This window comes from Bdellovibrionales bacterium (assembly GCA_018266295.1).
GTDB lineage: Bacteria > Bdellovibrionota > Bdellovibrionia > Bdellovibrionales > Bdellovibrionaceae > JACMRP01.
This window is the reverse complement of sequence record JAFEAQ010000011.1, coordinates 921,267-943,427: the sequence shown is the minus strand read 5'-3', so window position 1 is coordinate 943,427 and position 22,161 is coordinate 921,267. Positions and strand designations below refer to the sequence as shown.

Genomic DNA, 22,161 nt, shown 5'->3' with positions numbered 1-22,161 from the left:
GAGTTCGATGCTATTCTGCCTCGAAGGTATAGATTTTGGCCGGCAAAGTGCGCTCATCGTAGACCTTAATACCTTTTGAGATAAGCAAGTCGTAAAGCTCTCTGCTTGGTGGGTTTACTTTGAAGTGAAAGGCTTCAATGTCATTCAAAGAGAGTGGTCCCCAAATCTGTGCTTCGAAATAATTGCTACCATAACTGTGTCCCTTCAGGGGAAACTTAGCTCCGGTCACACCAGGTGTGAATCTGCTTCCGCGAATATCGGTTTTGTCTCCCACGGCATAGGGAACCATGAGTTCTCGCGAGGTCCAAGGTACAAACATATGATCCCAAGAAGTCGCGGCTTCAAAGTTGGGGACACGGGGTTGCCCAAATGAGTCTCGAGGAGTCCAGCTTGCACGGCTCTCGTAGAGAGATTTTTTAACAATCCAAAGATCCGAACCATAGCGGTCGGCACCAGTATTAGGCTCGAACAATGTCGTTCCTGCTTCAGGGCGAACCTCGCCATAATTAGGCATATAGCGGACGCTTTGTTTCGAGTAGGTCTCAGTATTTTGAAAAGTAAGCTGAGATTCGACTTGGTTTCTATAGTCAGGGTTGAAAGACCCATTAGAACTACCTGTGACACGTTGATTTTGAAAGCCAGCCAAAGGAATCCAAAAACGTGCATTTTCAGGACGGTGGATGGCGATGACCAGTTTGTCGTCGACCATATTCAGAGTCTCCGAATAGGCTTTGGAATGGTTCTTGAGGGCCTTTCGCAATTCAGAGGGGTTTTTGTATCCGGTTGTAGAGAGCAATTTCCCTTGCGCCGCTTTTAAGTTGCTGACGGTTTGAGTGCCTTGTTCTATCAACGCGGTATCTGGCGGAACTTGTTTTATGTAATAGTCCGGAAAGACATTCAAACCGACGAGTTCATTGACTCGTTGTTGGAGTTTAAAGAATGCATAGTTCCTATCTATGAAATTGATTTCCTCTTCAGCCAAAGGCCTTTCAGAGAGCTTTTTAGCCATGCGGTGATAAGGCAAAGCCCAAGCTTGCAACTCAGCTTTTAAATACTCTATTTCATGACTCGGAAGCTGCGTTTGACCTTTTGCTGTTAGCTGTGTTTCGAGCTTAGATATGAGTGTCGCCAGAGTTTGATAGTCTTCCCAAGTGGGTTTTGTCTTCGCAGTATAGACATCATCCCAGCTTTTAAGCTCGCGGAGAGATCCCGCAAGCTTCTCTGTGAATTTAGATACTTTCTTTGAGGATGTCTTTGTCTCAATATGAAACACTTTTTCGCACGTCATCTGCGCGAAACTTGCGAGAGGCAAGAGTTGAATCAAAGCGAATGTAGTTAAAGAAATGAGAGCTTTATTCATACGGATCTATGAATGCAAGGCACATGCCCCTTCGAGCCCAAACAGCTCCCTTGAAATCTCATTAATCGGCCCGAGACGGACTTTCGGCCTCTGTGAATTGCAGGCTGCGATGATTTTTTAGACGGCGAGTGGCCTAAAAGAGCCTTTGCCTGTGTGCGGATTCAAGGGTTTTGTCACCATGACTCCAGTGAAAAAAAGGCTCTAGTGGCCACTACTTTTTGCACCATGCAGACGAGCCCAAAGTCCTGCTTTATTATTCATTTCATGAAACATATTATGCGTGCCAGTATAGGTTACCCGCGTGAAGTATGCGTTTCTGCTCGAAAATCATCATGCATAAGTTTCTCTTATATTAGACCCAAGAAATCATTAAAAGGTAAACAATTTCAAATATTTAGAGTCATTGTGGCTCTAAAGCACACGGCACTGCTCTTGCACAATAACTTAGCAAGGGGTCACAAGGGGGGAAGCTCCCATTAACCGAAACTCCTAGAAGGTGAGTCTATATGTTGCGAGATCTTATGAAAACGGATCTTGAGCTGGTGGAAGAAGTGAAGGCTGGTAACAGACGATCTTTTTCTGAACTTGTAAAGCGACATCAGAAAGGACTTCTGAGAATGAGTTTGAGATTCGTAAAGGATCTCGATACGGCGGAAGATGTAGTGCAGGAAAGCTTCATCAAGGCATTTGAAAAGCTTCACAGCTTTGAGGGCAGAGCGAGTTTCAAAAGCTGGCTCTTCCAAATCGCGGTGAACAATGCACGCAACAGAATCCGCGACTCTCGTAAAAACATGATGGACATCGAGAATGTTCAACTTGCTGTCGGTGCTGAAGCCGAAAGTGGCATGGTTCACGGAGCTGTAGCGGGTATGCTGCAGGAAGAAGTGGACAAACTCCCTGACAGACAAAGAACAGCGCTGGTGTTGCGTGTTTACGAGGATCTCAGTTTCAAGGAGATTGCGGAGATCATGGGTTGCCCTTATGACACTGCAAAAGCGAACTATCGTCATGCTCTGATGAAACTTCGCGAAGTATTTGATGAACAACAAGACTTGAAGTCCTGGACGGAGGAGGTCGGGGGCTTCTTGGTCGAAACCAACCAATATGCGGAGGCCGAAGGATGAACAGAAAGCAATTACTGGGTGGAGTACTTGAAGAAGTGCAACTCCCAAATAACCAAGCATACTTCGATCGTTTACATGACAAAATCATGGCAAAGATCGAAGACACAGAAATGGAGGCTCCCGTACGCCCAGCGATGCGAAGCTTCGAGAAATCGAAAGAACTTCTTCGTGATCACTGGCGAGGGTGGCTTTACTCTCGTGAAACCTAATTCTATTGCAGCCTAAATTCTAGTTGAAATTGAAAAAGCCCGTCCTTGGAGAACGGGCTTTTTATTTTTTAAAAGATTATTCGATCTTTTTCTTGAGAGCTTCCACAGGATCTTTTTCTTTTTCGAGGCTCTTGCATTCATCGACGAATTTCTTAAAGTCCCCGCCGACTTTGTCATAGAGCTTTTCGAAATCCCCAAGATCTTGCATGTAAGTGCGGTACACCAGTAAGCGCGCATTGTTGAGCTTGATATCCTGGAATTTTTTGTAAGTATCCGTTTTAAGCTGTGGCAAAAGTTCCTTTTTAAAATCCTCTTGCAGCTGTTTGAACTGCTCTTGACGCTTTTCTTCAATCTGTTGGTCTTTCGGCAGATTTTCATACCACGCCTGCAGAGCTTTCAATTTCACAGAGAGCCATGTCGAAAAAAGCTTATCATCACCGTTTTCATTCTTAACCGTCGCCAGAGTCGGAGAGTTCGGCCCTTCCAGTTTCAAGTAAAACATCTCAGCACCCTTGTTGCCGAGAAAGACCGCCATGCGCTCATTAAAGTCTGCTTCGTGCTTGATGTACAAAGTGGCGTGAACGGTTTCGTGGATAATCGTATTGACGAGGTCATAGTCCTTGTACTGCAACATGGACGACAATAAAGGATCTTTAAACCAGCCGAGTGTTGAGTAAGCAGAAACTCCGCGCATGTAAGTGTCGAGGTTTTCTTCTTTCAAGCTCTCTTGCTCTTTTTTAGCATCTTCTTCGTTAAAGAAACCTTTGTAAGGCATTGAGCCCACAATCGGGTAGTGCCACTTGTAAGCTTCGAGTTTCCATTTTGGTGCGGCACTCACTACGTAAGTGACATAAGGGCGATCGAGTAAAACAAACTTCGTGTAGTTCTTTGTCGGCTTCAGTGCAAGTTCGGTCTCAGCAAACTCACGCGCTTTTTGGGCGAGCTGAATTTTGCGTTTCTGTTCGTCAGTGAGCTTTGGATCCTTCAGCGCCTCATCCAGCGAGACCTGAGAATTCATCATCGAAAACTGATTGTAAGCGGATTTAACAATATAATTGATTTGGCATGAAGACAGTAGCACGGCACTCAAGACAGCCGCAGCGGCCCTTAGAACATCCATGTGATACCCGCAGAGACCGCGTCGTCGTTGGTCTTGGCGCCACCACCAATTGGCGTTTGCCAAACGCTGTAGCTCGCCTTCAAGCCGAAGGTATCAGTGAGGGCAATCTTGATCCCTAAGCCGTAACTAGGAGCCACGGCGACATCGGGCTCAAGCACCTGAGTTGGGAAGTTGCCGTCTTTGATTTCTTGGCGGCGTGAGATCTGCGCCATCCCGCCCTTAATAAAAGGCTGGAACAGGGCTTTCTTATCAGCAAAAACCACGATGAGGTCGGCGCCTATAATCTGAGTTTTTTGATAAATCGTGCGAGGAGTATCTGCAGCGGAGGCCTGTTGATTCTGAATTCCCGTGGCTTCAGTGTAACTCAATTCAAGCGCGAGCTTTTCTGCGAAATAGAAAGACACGGACGCGGTTGTCGTTTCAGAGTCGTAATTATTATTGGCATCGAAAGTGGTTTTTTTGCGACCATAGGTCAGACCGACTTCAGTAAACATCGCGTGCGCGCCCATCGGCAGTAAAAACAACATCAGAAATGGCAGTATTCGCAGAGTCTTTTTCATACTCTCAGGATAACAAAACTCAGAATGAAAAAAGAGCGTATTCGCCTCTGGACTGGAGCTAGGTCTTACTCAGATTGGACGACGGCCGAGGGTCTGAAGCTGACATTAAAGCTATATTTGAGATGAATAAAGCCATCGTCCTCGACCATGTCCTGAGGGGGATTCGGAAACATGGCGGCCTCTTTGAAAGCCAAAACGGCGGCTTGGTCAAAACGTTGAATGCCGGACTCTTTCAAAATATGCGCAGAGTGATAGCGGCCATCTTTTGTGAGCCAAATATCAACGGCTGTAATCCAGTTACGGCGGCCGACAACGCTCAAGATATAATTGCGGTCAAACGAGTCGACGACGGAGCGAACGCGGCTTTCCCAACGGAAACGAACGAGCTCTTCGATGCGCGCATAGAATGAGTAATACATGTAGCGATCGGTATTGAGTGCCGTGAAGCTACCGATGGACACGTCTTGTGGAAGCGCATCCCCCATGGTGGACGGAGCATCCTGCACACTTTGTGCATACTCTTTCAGGTTTTTAGCAATGTCGACTCCCTCGGGATCGTAGTCCTTCGGACGTTCCTTGCGCGGATCTTTTTGCTGCTTGAGCTTTTCTTCTTTGGATTCTGAAGGGTCTTTCTGACCGGCGGCGCGATTTTGAGTCATGCCACTTGCCGCCGCTTGCATCTCTTTGCGGACACGCTGTTTGTCGGCAGAAAGAAAGCGCGCAAGATCGGTGTCATCTTCCTTCAGCTCTTCTTTCGGAGCCAACGCCTGGCGAATAATCTGGCGGTCATTTTTGCTTTTCTTTTCAGCTTTTTTTTGTGCGGGAGTTTCGGGCTTTTCAACCAAGTCGATGGTCGTGATATCAACATGTTTTGGCTCAAAATAAGGCGCCCCTTTGTCCAAGATAAGGACCAAGAGAGAGTGCACAATCAAGCTGAGGATTAAAGCGCGCAAAATGCTCATCTTGTCTCACTATAAAACGATCCTGGACCAAAATCCAAGGATGACGGCTAAAGTTGAAACGATTTCTGCCGAAAAGTGATTGTTGTCATCGGGGGTAAAATGGCAAAGGTCATTGATATCACAAGTCGCGTAAAGCATCAGAATTCTTCAGAAAAATCAAAACAGCTGGCCGCTCCTGTATTGGATATGACGGTGGCTCGTGAAGAAATGCTCAATAAGGATCGCCGTGAAGTCAAAAGAACGATCCTGACTGAGTTTGTGGGTGCTTACGTGGTCCTTCCTGAAAAGGGTCTCATGAAAGTGACTCTGTATGATATCTCAGAAAATGGAATCGCTTTCGATCTCGAACTTCAAGAGGGGACCTTCCTCGAAGGGGAGGAAGTCGCATTCCGCGTATATCTTAATCATACGACTTACTTTCCGTTCACAGTCTCTGTGTTGAATTCTCGCCGCTTGGATGACGAAGCTGTGATCCGCCATGGGGCTCAGTTTGTAAAAGGCACCGTGAACGATGTTGCGCTTCATCATTTTGTTAAGTTCATCGAAAACGTGAGTGCGGGTCTTCGCAAAGACGACGGTGACATTCTCGTTTCAAACATCTCGTAATGCTTATTCGGCTGACGGCCGAAATTTTTTGGTTTTGTTTTAACCAATAATCTTGAAACCTTTTCGTGGACATTAGCCAGGCCTTATTGTCGAATAGACTTAAGGCCTGATTCATTTTCGAAGTAGGCTATCCACGGAGGGTAAAAGTTGAGTAAATCCAAACGCAGAAAAATTGTCGTTGATACCAATGTCATTCTTTTCGATGCTCAGGCAATTCTTCGCTTCGGCGAAGCAGACGTCCATATTCCTATTTCCGTCATTGAAGAAGTTGATAAGTTCAAACGTGACCAAGGCGAGAACGGTCGAAATGCCCGTCAGTTTAGCCGCTTCGTGGACGTGCTCAGAGCAAAAGGCTCGTTGGCTCAAGGAGTGCAGCTTGATAACAGCGAAACGGTCGTTTATATCAGCACGGACTTGATGCTCGGAGGGATGCCTCCGGAGTTTGATCAGGCCAAAGCAGATAATAGAATCTTGAACACGGCTCTTGCTTTGCAGAAGCAACATCCCCGTACAAAAGTAGAATTGATCACAAAAGACATCAATCTGCGTATTAAGGCCGACGTCTACGGCATCTTCGCCAAAGACTATGAGCCGACGGATGTTTCTCAAGAAGACATGTACGAAGGCTACCTTGAGCTCGAGATTTCTCCAGAGCGCATCGATGCTTTCTACAAAGATAAAAAGTACGTTCCAGAGGGCGCAAAGCTTTATGCGAATCAGTACGTGATCATGAAAGATGCTTCGAATCCGAATCACTCAGCGATCGGCCGCTACTCGCAAGCAGATCAAGCGATCATTCCTTTGATCAATCCGTCGGACAGCATTTGGGGCGTTCACGCCCGCAACGTCGAGCAGGCCTTTGCTCTCGACAGTTTGTTGAATGATGACATTCTGTTTGTTTCACTGGTGGGCAAAGCGGGAACAGGGAAGACCTTGATGGCTTTAGCTGCGGGTTTGTTTAAAACCTTGGACGAAGGCCGCTTTCAAAGGCTTTTGGTGTCGCGCCCAATTTTTCCAATGGGTAAAGACATTGGTTACTTGCCGGGGGACATTGAACAGAAGCTCAATCCATGGATGCAGCCGATTTTCGACAACGTTGAATTCTTAATGGGAGCTGACAAAAAAGCTTCCGGCCGAGCTCAAGAGTTGATCAATCAGGGGATGTTGAATATCGAACCTCTGACATATATTCGTGGTCGAAGTATTCCTAAACAATATTTAATTGTGGATGAGGCGCAAAACCTAACTCCCCATGAGATCAAAACGATCGTGACCCGTGCGGGCCGCGGGACAAAAGTGATTCTGACGGGCGACGTTTATCAGATCGACAACCCTTACGTTGACTCAGCGAATAGCGGTCTGACCTACGCAGTAGAGCGTTTTAAGGGCCATCCAATTGCTGGACACGTAACTCTCACGAAGGGTGAGCGTTCCGAGCTTGCAGAGTTGGCAGCGAATATTCTGTAATTAGAGCAATAGCATCAAGAAAAAATCAAAAATGTGTTCTTTTTGCAACAGGCAAAGACTTGCCTGTTGCATCTTCTTAGCTTTCTATAAGAGCCTGTCAAAAAAAATGAGAAAGGCTCGTTAAGCATGGTTACCCTCAGTAATAACGGTAGAGATAAAGAAGTCGGATTTAAGGCAAATGTGGAAGTGAAAGTGACTGACCAAATGGTTCGTCAGTTTGCTGAAATGTCTGGCGACTTCAATCCTATTCATCTCGATGATAATTATGCAAAAACCACTCGCTTTGGTCGTCGCATCGCCCACGGCATGATCGTTGGTGCATTGATCTCGCGTGCATTGAATGAAAAAATTGGACAAGGTGGGGTTTATCTCGGACAAAACTTGAAATTTGTTAATCCAGTTTTCATTGATGATGTTGTAAACATAGAATTGACTATAACTGGTCTTCGCAAAGAAAAAGGAATTGCAACTGTCGATACCACTGCGAAAAAGCAAACTGGTGAGACTGTTGTAAAAGGCGAAGCGATCATCATGATGTCTCAATAAAAACTCAAGTATTTATACTTTCGTGTAAATAATCAAAATTAAGTTTGCGCGAAGAACTTTGGTTCATATATATTTTTTTGAACATGAGTTTACCGACGCTACTTTTGATTGACGACGATCGCGAGTTTATCAAAGCGCAAACTGCTGCTTTTGGTGCTGGCTATGATATTGTGTCCGCTGAAGGCGTGAACTCTGCTCTGCAAATTCTCAAGACAAAAGAATTCGATTGCGTGCTTATTGATTACTTCTTGAATGATGGCAATGGGCACGATGTTGCAAGTTGGATTGCGAACAACATGCCTTGGTGTTCTGTCATTCTCATCAGTGCACGTCTCGATAAAAAAATCGCCGTCGATTCATTCTCGCATCGAGTTTTCGATGTGCTTGAAAAACCTTATTCTCTTGAGACAGCGTTGACTAAAGTTCAGGCTGCTTTGCTAGAGACAAAGAAAAAGAAAGAAGTTCTCGCTCGTAAGTCGAATGATGCTTGGTCTCTGGATCGCGAAAGAAGAGTTTTCCGCTGCGGTCCTGATGTGATCATGTTGACTTCAACTGAAGTTAAAATTTTAGATGTCCTCATTGTAGCCACAAATCAAGTCGTGTCTCGCGACAAGTTGGTGCAAGCTATTTGGGGCTCGATGAATGTTGCCGATAATACCCTGGATACTCATCTGACAAATCTCCGTAAGAAAGCTCCCTTCTTTAAAACCATGATCAAAGGTGTTCGTGGTGTTGGCTATATTTTCGAGCCATAGGAGAAGTTTTGGAAAAATATAAAAAAGCCAGCATCGTAGGTCTCTGGCTCTATTTTGTTATTTCCACCCTTGTCACTTTCCAAGAATACCCTGCTGTACTCGAAGGCCGAGAACTTTATCTCGGCACCAAAGTCATTTTGCAAATCTGGTTGCTCGGTATTTGTATTTGGTACCCAATGAATCCATATGGTCTCTGGCCGAATATTATGGTGGGGATTCACATCATTGTTTCAAATATCCATGGGCAGTACTTCTCACCATGGTATGTGTTTTCATACATTGAAATGATTTTGGCATACTCGTTTTTATTTCCGGTGCCGCGAAAGCCTTTTAACATTTTGTTGATTGTCGGAACAGCGGCGTTCTTAGGCATTTCGATCTATCGCTATGATGAAGTCTATCGGTGGATGTATGAATCGCAGCCGATGGATCTGGTGACAACGACTGTTTCCGCGGCCGTGGTTGCATGGATGTGCCATAACTTTTTTACGGCGGACAGAACATACCGCGAAGAACTCATTCGCAAATTCGGTATTATCGGCGTACAGGCGGCGACGATCGTCCATGACATCAAAAGCATGCTGTCGGCTCCGCGTCTCTATACGGATCTTTTAAAGCAAAAAATCCCGCAGAACGACTCGGAGCTCAGCATCCTGGTAGACAGTCTCGAAAAACAACTCATGAACATCAATCGAGCGGTGACGGGACTTAACCAAGTGGTGGCTTTGCAGGATCAAAAGAAAGAAGAGTTCTCGGTTCGTGATATTGTCATTGAAGTCGGAGAAACGCTGAGCCTGCAGTCGCGCAGTATCGAGCTGCAAGCGCGCGGTGACCTTCGCATGGTCACCGAGAAGGCTTTGGTGAAATCCATCTTGTTCAACATTATGATGAACTCGATCCACGCATTCCGCCGGAATAAGATCTCGCATCCGGTGATTCGCGTGTTCTGCGACAGCGATGCTTTCGTGATCTCGGATAATGCCGGGGGCTTCCCGGAAGCAATTTTGAAATCTATTGCAAACTATCGTTTCGATGCCTTTGATGGCACAGGCATGGGGCTCTTCCTTGTGTGGAATGGAGTGCAAACCCTCGGCGGCCGTGTCTATTTCACCAATGGTGTGGATGGCGCTCAGATTAAGATCTCTGTGCCGCTCAAGACCCAGGCGCAGGGACGCAAGAACCTTAGGTATTTCCTCAGACCTTCCTAGGTTTCTGTTCTGGCTCCCTTGATTTGGATGGCTCCGCACTTTTTTCTACATCCTGATAATCGGGGACTCTGTCCCCGAACCCCAGCTACTGACGGCCATCGTTGTGCCACTTACTGGGCGTGCGCTGCACATCTGACCCCGGTCTGTGACGAAAGCGTGTGAATTTCAGCCAATGACGCGAAAGCAAAAGGCGCTTTTTATTGCCTTCATCGAACACCCGACTAAAGTTGAGTGCGAGGGGGGATTTACTATGAAACTAGCAACTATGGGGCTTTTGGGGGCTTTGGCATTTGCCACAATTCAAGCTTCCGCAGCCGACATGCCTTACGCAGATAAAGACTTTGCCTGCATCACTCAACAACAAGCTCAGAAATATACAAGCGACTTTGAAGTCGACGTTAATTCTTTTGGCGGTGTTGAGCTTTGCAATAGCAACGTGGATTCAAAAAAATTGTTCAACGATTTGCAAATCATTGAACAAGGTCAGTTCGCAGTGGGGGCTTCGAACTTACTTATCAAAGGTTACGTTCCAGCGGATCAGTACTACGCATGGATGAAATCACAAACGCGCGGTATGAACCGTGGCAATGACGTGCCTTATGCAACAGCTTACAACCGCTGGGGCTATTTCACGATGCAAGACGGTTGGGCGAAGTTGTCGACTTTGGGCCGCGTAGGCACCGTGATTCATGAAGCACGCCACACAGCAGGCTATCGTCACTATCCTTGTAATCAAGGCCCGTACATGGGCGCTAATCTTGACGGCTGTGACCAGAACTATGCGCAAGCGGGTTCGCACGCGATTGAGATGGAATACTATGCACGTGTGAGCGTTGCCGGTCAGAACTTCCATCCGGTTTATAAAGCCATGGCACGTTTGATGGCGATGGGCCGCACGAACTTCGTGTTCAACCAATCTCCAATTCAAAAGCGTGAAGCGGTTGTGGCTCTCGAAGACAGCCATGGGCCGGTGCTTTTCGACGGAACTAATAAACTTCAGCGTGAAGGTACGGACTTCGTGGGTCGTTTGAAGCGCACTTCTTTCGGTGCAGCGATCTTCAATGGCCTGCAAGCAGTCGCTTTGGATTTGTATGAACTCAACGGTTCTCATCCAAGCATCAACGACGATTACTCTTACTTCAAACTTTTGGGCATGAGCCAAATGGGTTCACTCAAGGACTTTGAAGAGTATGACCGCAATCAAAAACGTTACGTGGCCGTCGTGACGGGTTCTAACCAGCTTGTGACTTACAACTTTCCACGCGGCGCTTGGAATAGCCCAAGTCAGTTGCAAATCACTGTTGATAGAACGGCGACGACTTTGCCAACAGGCGAGCAAGGGTATTTCCTGATTAGCAACGGCGATGTGTACTCTGTGAATGGTGACAACCAGCAAGTGACTTCCGTTGGTAAAAAATGGGACGCCCAAGTTCAGAGCGTTGCTTTGCTTGGCGGAAAAACATTGGTTCTTAAAAACGACGGTATGATCTATCAAAGAAATACTGACGGTTCTGAATCTGCTTTTGACGGTGGCAAGTACACTCAAATGGTGAATGTGCCTCTTTACGACGCCTTTGAGGTGAAGTAATGAAGAAGCTTCAGGCAGTGGTGATAGTAGGATTGTTGATTGCGGTGGGCACGGCCTGGCGCAATCTGCATGAGATTGAAACGAACAGCCCTTTGGCGCACGCGACAAACTCCACCTCTTCTCCTGCTGCTGTGAGCGCTTCTCAAAGCGTGAGGCCGGTGGCTGTAAAGCCCGCTGAAAACTTCGCAGCCCAAGTTCAGGAAGAAGCGGCTGCGATGTCTCAATTGAACGATCACCCGGAAGAAGTGCAGAAGCGTTTAAAGGAATTGGCCGACAAGATGCAAGAGTCCGACGTTCCGAGCCTTCAACAAAATGCTTTAAATCCGAACCTGAACGGCGATCAAAGATTCTTGTCTGTTTATATTTTGGGTGAAAGCACGTTGGCGAAAGCGCAAGAAAGTCTCGAGGCTATTGCGACGGCGCCGATTCCGGAAACACATGAAGGCCGTTTGACTACGCAAGAAGAAATCATTCGGGGGCAGGCTGTCGAGTCTATCCGCCAAGCCGAGACACTCAAACGTGTGCTGGCTCGTTCAGACAATACGTTTATCAATGATCGCGCGCAAAGAAATTTGCTCTATTTAGAGGGCAAAGCTTCTTCTCCGGAGCAGCAGGATCAGGCAGCGCTTACTCAGCTTCTGAAAAAGAATTCTCGCTAGAGTCTTCGTCCAAATTTACGGGCTCTCCGGTTAAAGGCACTCTCAGGAGTGGCTTATAAACCGGAAAGGGTGCCGAGCCGACACTTTCATACAAAACAATTTCTGAAACACTGACTTTACCGATTTTCTTTCGCCGAAAAGGCGACATCATGTCTTTTGTTTTGTGCGGGTTGCGAAGCCGCGCGATTGTCAAGTGCGGAGAGTAAGCACGGTCCTCGAGGCGATAGTGATGATCTCTGAATTTTTGTGACAGGTTATCTTGTAGCGCTCGTAGAGTGCGCGAGTTCTGCACTCCAAACCAAAGTACGCGCGAAGAAAACTCATCCGGGAAAGCACCAATATCAGAAATTTTTAGCTGAAATGGAGAGGTGGCGGAAGCGCTCTCATGCATGATCGCTTCAATTTCCGGAAGCTTGTCTTCGGGGGTGTTCCCCAGAAAAACCAATGTCACATGGTAGTTTTCCAGCGGCACCCAGCGAATGTCGAGATCGCGTTGATCCGCATTCATTCTTAATTTTTTTATGATTTGAGGACCTGAGGGCTCAAGTCCTTCTTGGGTCGCAATCGCAAGAAATAGTTTCTTCATTCCTTATCAATATCATGAAACAGTCGAGAAACTGAGATTTTTTGTGATCTGCGGGTAATGACTTTCAAGCCACAAAGAAAGCCGAGACATGTAAGGGTCATCAATGTATTCACTTGCCAGCAACATCGAATGACCAAATTCTTCAGCGGCCATGGGATCCAGGCTGCGATCGACAAGGTCTGCGACTCTTTCAATAGTATAGAAATCTTCCTGAACACCCCAGGAAAGCTGCGGGTGTTTGGCAAAGAAATCTTCGCCGACTTTTTTATCGATGTCGTTGATATCGGTAATAATGTCCATCAAACGCTGCATTTCGCTCTCAGTTTTTGGAGTGCGGCCATAGAAGGTATAAAGTCTCTGTACCGGCAAATCGCGGTGAGAGTAATTAAACTGAGGAAGCTGAGATCGGGAGACGATGGTCTTTGAAAAATCATGTAAGGCTAGGAAATCCGCTAGAATCCCGCGGTGCAGGCGGGGAAACTGGTGTTGAGCGAGGGTCAGGCCTAACTTAATAACGCGTTCTCGGTGTAATTCTATATGGTGCTGAAATTCTAAAAATGTTCTCACGGCTGGTTTTGCTCCTAAAACAGTACTTACTTTTAAATAAAGCAAAACATCGGCCGGGACGCTTTCTCACGAACCGCCTCTATATTCGAACTGGCATGCCAGATCTGACGAAATTGGTTCCCAGGGGTGTTAGTGGCGCCTATTTTAGGCCCCTGTCTAAGATTGAGACAGCCATGATGTCCCGTAGACAGCTAAAAACGAATTGGTTGTGGCACCTTCCGTGCATCCATTGGACCTGAATCATTTTGCGTTCAAAGGAGTTCTATTATGAAGGGTTCCCAATTTGTAGTACGTGGTAGCCGAATGGGTATGGCCATCCTTATGTCGTTAAGTTTACAGATCAAGCCGGCCGTTGCCGCGCCCACATCGAATCCTAACGATGCGGGGATTCTTCCTATTGAAACATCGAACGTGAACAAAAGTCTGATTGATGAGCTCTTCGGTCCTGAAGACGGTTCCGGTAATAACAACAACGGCAATCGTAATAACAATAATAATCAGAACAAGAACGGCAATAATAATAACAACCAGAATCGCAACAACAATAACAATCAGAACCGTAATAATAACAATAACAACGGGAATAGAAACCGTAGCGGCAATACGGACGGTTATCAGTCTGTTTCTAAATCGAGAATCAGCGATGATTTCCAGTGTAACTTGTTCGAGAGCGTTCCTTATAACGACATCTTGAGCGCAGTAAATGCATTGAACTCCGCTGTGACTTCACCGGCTTGCGCGGGTGATTCTAAGGTCGACGTTCAAGGTATCATTAATAACAACAAAGCAGTTGCCGACGCGGTGAAGGACCTCCGTGGGTATGTAGAGAATCCGGACACCATCCAGCCTGAAACGGCGGCGGATATTTCAAACCGCGTGGATATCGCGATTCGTGCCGCGACTTCGATTGCGAACTCTTTTGCGCAAACGGATCTTCTCAGAAAAGAATGTCGCGAGAGCATGAGTGCCGGCCAAATCGCGACTTCTATTAATGATGTTATCAACGGCTTGACTCCGTATGCTTTGATGGCAGCAACCCTTACAACGGGTGGTGCCGCGGCTGTTCCATTCATCGTGGGTGGCAGCGTGATCACAGGTGCTGTCAGCAGCATGACGAAGATCATCGAAGAGAACACGGTGAAGATTGACCAGGCGGATGTTCGCCGTGCGATCGTAGAGAATACCTGCCAATTCATTCGTTTGGATCAGAAGTATAAATTCCTAATTAAGTCACGTCAGGAACAGATCTCTAAGATCACGACGGATTTGACGGCTTCACAAAGACTGTTTAGTGCGAAGATCAGTGGCCTTTCAGGCGGCTCTAATAGCTTGGTGGACCGTAAGAATGCGATCGATGCTGCCGCGAATGAAATTAACACGACTATTTCAGCGGCTCGTAGCCAGCTTGAAATGAGTAAACAGTTCGTTACGAGCACGACAGATCCTTTGAAGATTTGCTCTATGGGCGTTCAATTGGCTGTGATGACGAAAGATAAAAACTCTTACGTGTCACAGTATATGGCGAGCCTTGATCAGGCGATGTTGGTTTACGGTTCTTCAAACGTACCGCAAGCTCAAGCGTTGAAAACAAGCGCGATGATGGCGATGAAGAGCCTCGAGCAAGTGGCTGCGAACCAATTCTCGGGTAAAGTAAACTTCAATACGTGTGCGCAGACTTCAAAATCTTTCCTTGAGACGATCGAGCAATCGGGCACAACAGCGAAGCAACTCGTGAAACTCGCTCAAGACGGTGTTGAGAAGTCTTTGGCTTCAAACAAAGAATACGGCCAGTACAAAGCTCGTTTGTCTTCTTTGAATCAGAAGCAATACCAAGCGGACCGTGTAACGAAGTCTTTGGATAAGCTCCAAGCTTATGCGAACGTGATCACTCAGTCTGAAATCGACTCTGAAGTGGGTAAAGTTCGCCGTGGTCTTTTCCAAAACGGCTACATCTCTTCTTCACCAGTGTTGAAGTGGTTTGAATACGTGAATGGTTTGCACAGAGCTGAAGTGAATCGTTTCAACGACGGTTTAACATCCCTCCGTTCTCGTGCGTACAAAATGACGAAGTCAGGTCAGACGATTCCGACTTACCCGGCTTATTACCAAATTAATAAAAAGCAGATAGACGCGGATACCCAGACTGCAAAGAACTTGGTTAACTTCAACTTGAAGACTCTGCCACTCGGCACGAAAGAACACGACAACGTTTGTCGCGAGTTAACAGACGTGTGGAACCACTGGACAGCTGCGATCGACCATTTGGCAGCGTCCGATGCTTTCTGTAACATGATTGAGCCCTATGTTTACGACAACCGCTCTGAAGACGCGCCCCTCGTAAAAATGTGCCGTGGTTACTCGAAGGCGGCCGTCGCAGCAGCGGCTTACAACAAAGACATCCCTTCAACTATCGCATCGATCAAAGACGGCTTGGTGAAGAGCTACACCCGCGACTGGGCTCTGAGAATCAAGCAACGCATGACTGATTTGGCTTGCGTAGATTTGACGGAAGATCCAAGCCAGCAATAGGTGCCAGGTCCTCTTTCCGGACGCGGCGCTTCGAATTAATACCGCTTTTCCAAAGGCCTGCTTTCACAGCGGGCCTTTTTAATTTTAAAAGTATTGTCTGGAACAGCAAGTCTGTGTGTTTGTGACCAGTTGCTTGCTCGAAAGTATTTGGTTTTGATGCGCCATTCTCATGCTTGCACGGAGCCTTCTTTTCAGAAATGCTTAGTCTAACTGTCAGACATATGGGCTGACGATTCCTTTCATTACTGTCGAATGACCAGGTCGACTGCAAACAAAACTAAAAGCGTTAGGAGTTCGTATGCAAGCTCAGGCCATGTCTGAACAAAAAGAGTATTTTGTCGCCCTCTTTGATCTTACAAATTTTGGAAGTTTCTATAGAAGTAACTCTCCGCAAACTGTTCTAGAAGTTCTACAAGAATTCAGCGAGTTATCCATAAAGGCTGTTGATAAATTTGGTGGAAGAGTTATCAAATTCTCCAATGACAGTGGAATCGCTGCATTTCCTTCTGATCAGGTCGATGCGGGCGTAAAAGCCATGATTCACCTCAAAACCGAAGTTGACCAATGGGCTCAAAAGAGACTACCCGGTAGCAAATTTGCTATGAACGGCCACGTTGGTGCAGCCGCTATCGGGTCTCTCAGAAACAACTCGCTTGAAATCGTTGGTGAAGCTGTTTCCATGGTTTATTCAATGGGTAAGAAACAGTTTGTGATTTCGCCACAAGCCTTTCGAAAGTTGACGCCTGAGACGAGAAAAGAGTTTCATAAATTCACGCCACCAATCGTTTATCGACTTTCTTGAATTCAATCCCTTGTTCTTAATACATTCTTCAATCAAAAAAGCCCTGACTTCGCAGCCAGGGCTTTTTTTTTATTTGCAATTTACATCGACGCCGACAAGATCGGGAGGGCTGCCAGCCAGCGAGATCATTAGGATCAGCTGAACTCGGCCCTTCATATCTTCTTTGGTATCTAGGATATAGATTTTTGCTGGAAAGCGATTGCCGCCCGCATTTCCAATGCCAGGAACAGGCGAAGTTGCCCCGGACAACAATCGGGAAAATTTTCGCGCGTTCTTGCGCTCCCGTTTTCCCAGTTACGTCACTGTCTTATTTTTTGATACTGCAGGTCCGTTTTCTTTGTCCTTACGAGGTCTCGCCTTTGCACCTCAAAAAGGCAAGAGGAGGCCTTATGAAAAGAGCCTTTGTGTTCGCGATGATTTTCTTGTCTTTCGGAAAAGCCCTGGCGGCTCCCGCTCTGGGGGCTTTCGAGCCGACAATGTCCTCTATTTTGGTGGGCCTGTCTGAGAAGCGGTCCGATCGACAATACGAAGCCGCCGAACGTCTTTTAGAAAGCACAGATCCCGCGGCACTCTCATTGGCGGAATTCATCATCCTGCAAGAAACCAAAGTTCCCGGCTATCCGATCTCTACTCAAGGTCTCAATGGTTCGCTCAGAAATCACCTACAACACATTACCAGGGACGTTTTGATTCACAACTACGGTCGCTTCGCTGATTTTCCAGGTTTTACGGATTCTTTTATTCGAGTCTACAGTGCCATCCAAAGTCCATTTCCTCTGCGTAAAATGGTTGGAAGCCTGCAGAATTGTGATCGGCCACATTGTTTGGAGCTTTTTAAACTTGCGATTAAATCAAAAGATTCCATGGTCCGTGCAGCGGCTTACAAGATGCTGGTCAATTTTGATTTTAAAGATAAAAACATTCAATCCATGATTAAAGCGGGTCTCAGCAGCGTTCATCATGCAGAAAAAGCGGAGGCCACTTTTGCTCTCTTAGGAAGAACAGAAAAAGAAATCGTGCCCTTGGCAGAGTCGTCGCTGCGTTCTTTGTATGTTGTGACAAGGCTTTATGCGATCTCTGCCTTAGGGAAAATCAAAGATCCATCAGTGTTTGCCGTTTATAAAGAGGGTCTCAAGGATGCTGACTCCTTGGTCCGCTATCATACGATTTTTGAACTCGGCCGCCGTCCAGAGCCAGAGGCAAAACAGCTATTGGAACTCGTGAGTGCTCAATATCCTGATTTAAAACCGCGGACAGCTGTGCAGCAGGAGGCTTTGGTTCCACAGAAAGAACGCTGGGCCGAGAAAGTACGCGATTTTAAAGACAGTTTTAATTGGATGAACTCTTATGCCGCCGGAAGCCTCGGGATCGGAATGGCCGAGGCCTTTACAACCAGTCTGCGTCGGCCAAAAGATTGGATTTCGCGTTGGCAGTACAGCAATCGCACTGAAGCCGATCTGGCTCAAGCATTCTTGGAAAAGAATTTCTTTTCGCAAGAGATGCGATCCTTTGACCTGACTCAGGAATCTTTCATAGAAACATTCCATCGAGTCTCTTATGAAGGCGCAAAATGTTCGGCCGTCTTTAGTTTGAGAAAATAAAAAAAGGCCCGGTTTATCACCGGGCCTTTGTTTTTAACTTTTAAACTACGAACTAAGCGTGAGCGTTTTTACTAGCGCTTGTCAGCGGCTTTTGAATGATGTGGATCGCGTGGCCCAAAGTTGCTTCAGCAGCTTCCATCATTGTTTCGCCCAAAGTAGGGTGAGGATGGATAGAAAGCGCGATGTCTTCAAGGCGTGCGCCCATTTCGATTGCGAGAACGGCTTCAGAGATCAAGTTTGAAGCTTCAGGGCCCACGATGTGAACGCCCAATACCACATTGGTCTTAGCGTCCGCGATCATTTTCACGAAACCTTCTGTTTCCATCATGCTGACTGCGCGGCCGTTAGCACCGAATGGGAATTTCGCGATTTTCAAATCGTTGAAACCTTTTGCCTTCGCTTCAGCCTCAGTCATACCGGCTGCTGCGATTTCTGGATCTGTGAACACAACAGCTGGAACTGTTTTCGCATCGTAAACGCGGTTGTAACCTTTAAGAACTTCAGCCACCAAGATACCTTCGTGGGAAGCTTTATGAGCCAACATCGGTTGACCAGCGATATCGCCGATCGCAAAGATATTTGGAACATTCGTGCGGCGTTGAGCATCGACTTTCACGAAACCACGCTCGTCCACTGCAATGCCTGCAGCTTTCAAGTTAGCTTGGTCACCGTTTGGACGGCGGCCCACAGTCACAAGGATCTTGTCGCACTTGATTGTTTCTTCTTTGCCATTTACTTCAACAGTGACTTCATAACCGTCTTTTACTTTTTTCTGACCTTTTGCTTTTGCGCCGTACATGATTTTCACGCCGGATTTATCAAGCTTACGAGTCACGATTTGTGCGCAGTCTGGATCGACAACACCCGCCAAGAGCGAGCTTTGTGCTTCAACTACGGTCACTTCGCAGCCAAGCTTACGCAAGTACGAAGAGATCTCAAGACCGATGTAACCGCCACCGATCGTCACAACACGCTTAGGAATTTCATCCCAAGCCAATGCGCCAGTTGAGGATACAACGTCTTTCTCGTCGAATTTGAAACCAGGGATTTCAATCGGGCGTGAACCCGTAGCTACGATAAAGTATTTTGCTTGAACAGACTCAGTGCCTGAAGAAGATTTCACAGTGATTTCTTTAGAAGACTTGAACTCCGCATCGCCGCGAAGAACAGTCACTGTGTTGCCTTTCAAAAGCTGATTCACGCCGCCAGACATTTTATCGCAAACAGATTGCTTCCATTTCACGAGTTGTTTCATGTCTACGTCGATGCTGCCTTTGATATTCAGGCCCATGTCTTTAAAGTTATGCTGAGCCTTGTGAAGAAGGTGGGTCGCTGTGATCATCGCCTTCGAAGGGATGCAACCAACGTTCAAGCACACGCCGCCGATGAACTCGCGCTCGATAACTGCGGTTTTAAAACCGAGTTGAGCCGAGCGAATCGCTGCTACGTAACCACCAGGACCAGAACCGATAACTACTACGTCAAAATTTTGCATGTGTTATCTCCTACACCATGTCCATCATTAGACGGCCAGGGTTTTGAATGCGCTCAAGGAATGACTTCATGAAACGAGCCGCAACCGCGCCATCGATCAAACGGTGATCACAAGTCACTGTGTAGTTCATGACTTTGATCGCTGCTAACTGGCCATTTTTGATAACCGGTTTTTCGTCGATTTTGTACATGCCCAAGATCGCCACTTCAGGGTGATTGATCACAGGAGTTGCGTACGTACCACCTACAGAACCGATGTTCGTGATGGTGATGCCTGCGCCCTTCATTTCGTCTGGTTTCAACTTGCCATCGCGAGCGCGTTTAGAAAGATCCAAGATCTCTTTAGACAACTCAACGATGGTTTTTTGGTCGGCGTTCTTGATCACAGGAACAACCAAGCCTTGAGGAGTGTCTGCTGCGAAACCGATGTTGAAGTATTTTTTGTAAACGATTTCAGAAGCGGCGTCGTCAATCGAAGCGTTGAACATTGGGAACTCGCGAATAGTCGCGATCAATGCTTTCATCACGATTGGCAAGTAAGTGATCTTAGTGCCGTTCTTTTCTGCGTAGTCTTTCAAAGACTCACGGAAAGCAACGAGCTCCGTCACATTGGCTTCATCCATCAAAGTGAAGTGAGGAATGATTTGCTTAGAACGTTGCAAGTTTTCAGCGATCTTGCGACGGATGCCGATGAGTGGAACGCGCTCTTCAACGCCTTGGCCACCTTGATAAGCTGGACGAGGAATCGTCACGCCTGGAGCTTGAGCCGGCATTGCCGCACCTGCGCGAGTTGCGCCTGCACCCATACCGCCACCTTTAGCACCCAATACATCTTCACGAGTCACACGGCCTGCGAGACCTGTGCCTGTCATGCCATTGATATCAACGCCCATTTCGCGAGCCAAACGACGAGTCGCTGGAGTCGCCAAAACTTTAGAATCCGCAACAGGCGGGTAGATTGTAGAGCCGTTAGAAGCCGCTGCGCCGAAGTTTAAGTGCGCTGCTGCTGGAACAGACATAGAAGCCGCCGTCGTAGCAGGTTTAGCCGCTGCTGGTTGCGCTGTAGGAGCTGGAGTCGCTGCTTTCGCTGCGCCTGCGCCACCTTCAAGGATCAACATCACGCTGTCGACTTTAACAACGTCGCCAGATTTGAATTTCAGTTCTTTCACAGTGCCCGCGATAGGTGTTGGTACTTCAACAGTCGCTTTGTCAGTCATCACTTCAGCAACAGGTTGATCTGCTTTTACAGCATCGCCTGGTTTTACCAACCATTTTACGAGTTCGCCTTCAGTCACGCCCTCGCCCAATTCAGGAAGTTTTACAGGAGTCGCAGCGCCTCCACCAGTTGAAGCTGGAGCAGCTGTTGCTGTCGGAGCTGGTTTGCTTGCAGCCGGTTGTGCCGCTGGAGCTGTCGTCGCAGGTTTCGCAGTTGCGCCTGCGCCCGCGCCATCAAGAGTGATCATGACAGAATCCACTTTCACAACTTGGCCCGGTTTGAATTTCAATTCTTTGACTGTGCCTGCAACTGGAGTCGGAACTTCTACAGTAGCTTTGTCAGTCATAACTTCAGCGATCGGCTGATCTGCCTTTACGCTGTCACCTGGTTGAACCAACCATTTAACCAATTCACCTTCAGTGACGCCTTCGCCTAATTCTGGAAGTTTTACATCCGTTGCCATGCTGAGATTGCTCCCTTCGATTTTAAAGAATTCATAGTGATTTAAACCCTATGGTTCTATGCTCAGGGGCTGCTAATTGCATCGCTTTATGCTGCGGGTCATAGAGCGAAAGCTCGTGCCACAAAAGAAAAGAGCCGAAGGGGGACGCTTGAAACCCTCTTCGGCTCTATTTCTAGCGACTTCCGCCGCTTAATTATGCACTAAATCAGATTAGTTCGGAGCTGGTGCTGGAGCTGCTTCTTGATCCAAAGCAATAGTCATTTTGCTAAGGCCCAAGTTCACGCCCAAACCACGAGCGAACTGCAAAGATACTTGCAGAGCCAACTGTGGCAAACCAACTTTAGTAGCTGCGATCACACCAACACCACCAGCAACGGCTGCTTGACCTTGAGCTACGTAGTATGTGCCCAAGACGTCTTCTGGGTTCAGGTTCAATAAAGAGAACTCAACAGCTTGACCCGCAACTTTCATGTGGCCCAAAGCAACTTGTGGAGAGAATTTCTTTGCTTCCATTGTGACTGTTACAGGGTAGTCAGCAACTTGACCCGTTGGAGTTACGCAAAGAAGGTCACCTTTCCCGTCGAAAGAGTAGTTACCAACGATGACTTTCAAACCTTGAGATTCACCTTTGAAGCTCAAAGAGCAAGCCCATGCTGGAGCTGTGAACGCGTGAGCAGATGAAGCACCTAATACCATCGCGATAGCCAAGATCATTTTTTTCATTTTATTTCTCCTTACC

At 47.0% G+C, this 22,161-nt stretch carries 22 protein-coding genes; 12 read left to right on the top strand and 10 right to left on the bottom strand.

Annotated features, from left to right (window positions below; translation table 11 throughout):
• Positions 1-10: 10 nt before the first annotated feature.
• On the bottom strand, positions 11-1,360 hold the full coding sequence (locus JSU04_13340; GenBank protein ID MBS1971287.1) for a hypothetical protein: 1,350 nt from the start codon (positions 1,358-1,360) through the stop codon (positions 11-13).
• Between the two features lie 506 nt (positions 1,361-1,866).
• On the opposite strand from JSU04_13340, the gene JSU04_13335 reads away from it, so the two are divergent.
• Complete coding sequence (locus JSU04_13335) at positions 1,867-2,484, top strand: sigma-70 family RNA polymerase sigma factor (protein ID MBS1971286.1); 618 nt, start codon at positions 1,867-1,869, stop codon at positions 2,482-2,484.
• Complete coding sequence (locus tag JSU04_13330; protein MBS1971285.1) at positions 2,481-2,693, top strand: hypothetical protein; 213 nt, start codon at positions 2,481-2,483, stop codon at positions 2,691-2,693. The genes JSU04_13335 and JSU04_13330 overlap by 4 nt, the downstream gene beginning before the upstream one ends.
• Before the next feature lie 76 nt (positions 2,694-2,769).
• On the opposite strand, the gene JSU04_13325 is transcribed toward JSU04_13330, so the two are convergent.
• The 3 genes from JSU04_13325 to JSU04_13315 all read right to left on the bottom strand — a co-directional run bounded on the left by JSU04_13325 (position 2,770) and on the right by JSU04_13315 (position 5,335).
• Positions 2,770-3,753 carry an aminopeptidase gene (locus JSU04_13325; GenBank protein MBS1971284.1) on the bottom strand — a complete coding sequence of 328 codons (984 nt, stop codon included), beginning with the start codon at positions 3,751-3,753 and terminating at the stop codon, positions 2,770-2,772.
• A 47-nt stretch (positions 3,754-3,800) separates the two neighbouring features.
• A complete protein-coding gene (locus JSU04_13320) occupies positions 3,801-4,373 on the bottom strand; it encodes an outer membrane beta-barrel protein (GenBank protein MBS1971283.1) in 573 nt (190 codons plus the stop codon).
• A gap of 65 nt (positions 4,374-4,438) precedes the next feature.
• Positions 4,439-5,335: a TonB family protein gene (locus JSU04_13315; protein ID MBS1971282.1), complete on the bottom strand. Its 897-nt coding sequence runs from the start codon at positions 5,333-5,335 to the stop codon at positions 4,439-4,441.
• A gap of 99 nt (positions 5,336-5,434) precedes the next feature.
• On the opposite strand from JSU04_13315, the gene JSU04_13310 reads away from it, so the two are divergent.
• The 7 genes from JSU04_13310 to JSU04_13280 all read left to right on the top strand — a co-directional run bounded on the left by JSU04_13310 (position 5,435) and on the right by JSU04_13280 (position 12,164).
• On the top strand, positions 5,435-5,941 hold the full coding sequence (locus tag JSU04_13310; protein MBS1971281.1) for a PilZ domain-containing protein: 507 nt from the start codon (positions 5,435-5,437) through the stop codon (positions 5,939-5,941).
• Between the two features lie 147 nt (positions 5,942-6,088).
• The gene (locus tag JSU04_13305) at positions 6,089-7,408 is read left to right on the top strand and encodes a PhoH family protein (GenBank protein ID MBS1971280.1); all 1,320 of its coding nucleotides are present in this window, start codon (positions 6,089-6,091) and stop codon (positions 7,406-7,408) included.
• 126 nt (positions 7,409-7,534) lie between these two features.
• Positions 7,535-7,954 carry a MaoC family dehydratase gene (locus JSU04_13300; GenBank protein ID MBS1971279.1) on the top strand — a complete coding sequence of 140 codons (420 nt, stop codon included), beginning with the start codon at positions 7,535-7,537 and terminating at the stop codon, positions 7,952-7,954.
• 83 nt (positions 7,955-8,037) lie between these two features.
• Positions 8,038-8,709, top strand: coding sequence for a response regulator transcription factor (locus JSU04_13295; protein ID MBS1971278.1), 672 nt, complete (start codon positions 8,038-8,040; stop codon positions 8,707-8,709).
• Positions 8,710-8,717: 8 nt separating this feature from the next.
• On the top strand, positions 8,718-9,917 hold the full coding sequence (locus JSU04_13290; GenBank protein MBS1971277.1) for a HAMP domain-containing histidine kinase: 1,200 nt from the start codon (positions 8,718-8,720) through the stop codon (positions 9,915-9,917).
• Positions 9,918-10,167: 250 nt separating this feature from the next.
• Entirely contained in the window at positions 10,168-11,505 is a 1,338-nt protein-coding gene (locus JSU04_13285) for a hypothetical protein (protein ID MBS1971276.1), read from the top strand.
• A complete protein-coding gene (locus JSU04_13280; protein ID MBS1971275.1) occupies positions 11,505-12,164 on the top strand; it encodes a hypothetical protein in 660 nt (219 codons plus the stop codon). The genes JSU04_13285 and JSU04_13280 overlap by 1 nt, the downstream gene beginning before the upstream one ends.
• On the opposite strand, the gene thpR is transcribed toward JSU04_13280, so the two are convergent.
• Together thpR and JSU04_13270 are read right to left on the bottom strand one after the other, a co-directional pair.
• A complete protein-coding gene (gene thpR, locus JSU04_13275; GenBank protein MBS1971274.1) occupies positions 12,133-12,750 on the bottom strand; it encodes an RNA 2',3'-cyclic phosphodiesterase in 618 nt (205 codons plus the stop codon). The two genes, JSU04_13280 and thpR, sit on opposite strands and share 32 nt — an antisense overlap.
• Positions 12,751-12,762: 12 nt before the next feature.
• A complete protein-coding gene (locus JSU04_13270; GenBank protein MBS1971273.1) occupies positions 12,763-13,317 on the bottom strand; it encodes a hypothetical protein in 555 nt (184 codons plus the stop codon).
• 267 nt (positions 13,318-13,584) lie between these two features.
• Between JSU04_13270 and JSU04_13265 the strand changes: the two genes are divergently transcribed.
• Together JSU04_13265 and JSU04_13260 are read left to right on the top strand one after the other, a co-directional pair.
• A complete protein-coding gene (locus JSU04_13265) occupies positions 13,585-15,846 on the top strand; it encodes a hypothetical protein (GenBank protein MBS1971272.1) in 2,262 nt (753 codons plus the stop codon).
• A 298-nt stretch (positions 15,847-16,144) separates the two neighbouring features.
• Complete coding sequence (locus JSU04_13260; protein MBS1971271.1) at positions 16,145-16,648, top strand: hypothetical protein; 504 nt, start codon at positions 16,145-16,147, stop codon at positions 16,646-16,648.
• A gap of 69 nt (positions 16,649-16,717) precedes the next feature.
• On the opposite strand, the gene JSU04_13255 is transcribed toward JSU04_13260, so the two are convergent.
• A complete protein-coding gene (locus tag JSU04_13255; GenBank protein ID MBS1971270.1) occupies positions 16,718-16,900 on the bottom strand; it encodes a hypothetical protein in 183 nt (60 codons plus the stop codon).
• Between the two features lie 137 nt (positions 16,901-17,037).
• On the opposite strand from JSU04_13255, the gene JSU04_13250 reads away from it, so the two are divergent.
• Entirely contained in the window at positions 17,038-18,249 is a 1,212-nt protein-coding gene (locus tag JSU04_13250) for a HEAT repeat domain-containing protein (GenBank protein ID MBS1971269.1), read from the top strand.
• Between the two features lie 52 nt (positions 18,250-18,301).
• Here JSU04_13250 and lpdA read toward each other — a convergent pair whose 3' ends face one another.
• The 3 genes from lpdA to JSU04_13235 form a co-directional block, all read right to left on the bottom strand.
• Positions 18,302-19,744 (bottom strand): dihydrolipoyl dehydrogenase, encoded by a 1,443-nt coding sequence (gene lpdA, locus JSU04_13245; GenBank protein MBS1971268.1) that lies wholly within the window; start codon positions 19,742-19,744, stop codon positions 18,302-18,304.
• A 10-nt stretch (positions 19,745-19,754) separates the two neighbouring features.
• Positions 19,755-21,422 (bottom strand): dihydrolipoyllysine-residue acetyltransferase, encoded by a 1,668-nt coding sequence (locus tag JSU04_13240; GenBank protein MBS1971267.1) that lies wholly within the window; start codon positions 21,420-21,422, stop codon positions 19,755-19,757.
• Between the two features lie 210 nt (positions 21,423-21,632).
• Entirely contained in the window at positions 21,633-22,145 is a 513-nt protein-coding gene (locus JSU04_13235; protein ID MBS1971266.1) for a hypothetical protein, read from the bottom strand.
• Positions 22,146-22,161: the final 16 nt, after the last annotated feature.

Coding starts and splice junctions, on each gene's coding strand:
- JSU04_13340 (MBS1971287.1), bottom strand. CDS start 1,360: ATGAATAAAGCTCTCATTTCTTTAACTACATTCGCTTTGATTCAACTC.
- JSU04_13335 (MBS1971286.1), top strand. CDS start 1,867: ATGTTGCGAGATCTTATGAAAACGGATCTTGAGCTGGTGGAAGAAGTG.
- JSU04_13330 (MBS1971285.1), top strand. CDS start 2,481: ATGAACAGAAAGCAATTACTGGGTGGAGTACTTGAAGAAGTGCAACTC.
- JSU04_13320 (MBS1971283.1), bottom strand. CDS start 4,373: ATGAAAAAGACTCTGCGAATACTGCCATTTCTGATGTTGTTTTTACTG.
- JSU04_13315 (MBS1971282.1), bottom strand. CDS start 5,335: ATGAGCATTTTGCGCGCTTTAATCCTCAGCTTGATTGTGCACTCTCTC.
- JSU04_13310 (MBS1971281.1), top strand. CDS start 5,435: ATGGCAAAGGTCATTGATATCACAAGTCGCGTAAAGCATCAGAATTCT.
- JSU04_13300 (MBS1971279.1), top strand. CDS start 7,535: ATGGTTACCCTCAGTAATAACGGTAGAGATAAAGAAGTCGGATTTAAG.
- JSU04_13295 (MBS1971278.1), top strand. CDS start 8,038: ATGAGTTTACCGACGCTACTTTTGATTGACGACGATCGCGAGTTTATC.
- JSU04_13285 (MBS1971276.1), top strand. CDS start 10,168: ATGAAACTAGCAACTATGGGGCTTTTGGGGGCTTTGGCATTTGCCACA.
- JSU04_13280 (MBS1971275.1), top strand. CDS start 11,505: ATGAAGAAGCTTCAGGCAGTGGTGATAGTAGGATTGTTGATTGCGGTG.
- thpR (MBS1971274.1), bottom strand. CDS start 12,750: ATGAAGAAACTATTTCTTGCGATTGCGACCCAAGAAGGACTTGAGCCC.
- JSU04_13265 (MBS1971272.1), top strand. CDS start 13,585: ATGAAGGGTTCCCAATTTGTAGTACGTGGTAGCCGAATGGGTATGGCC.
- JSU04_13260 (MBS1971271.1), top strand. CDS start 16,145: ATGCAAGCTCAGGCCATGTCTGAACAAAAAGAGTATTTTGTCGCCCTC.
- JSU04_13250 (MBS1971269.1), top strand. CDS start 17,038: ATGAAAAGAGCCTTTGTGTTCGCGATGATTTTCTTGTCTTTCGGAAAA.
- lpdA (MBS1971268.1), bottom strand. CDS start 19,744: ATGCAAAATTTTGACGTAGTAGTTATCGGTTCTGGTCCTGGTGGTTAC.
- JSU04_13240 (MBS1971267.1), bottom strand. CDS start 21,422: ATGGCAACGGATGTAAAACTTCCAGAATTAGGCGAAGGCGTCACTGAA.
- JSU04_13235 (MBS1971266.1), bottom strand. CDS start 22,145: ATGAAAAAAATGATCTTGGCTATCGCGATGGTATTAGGTGCTTCATCT.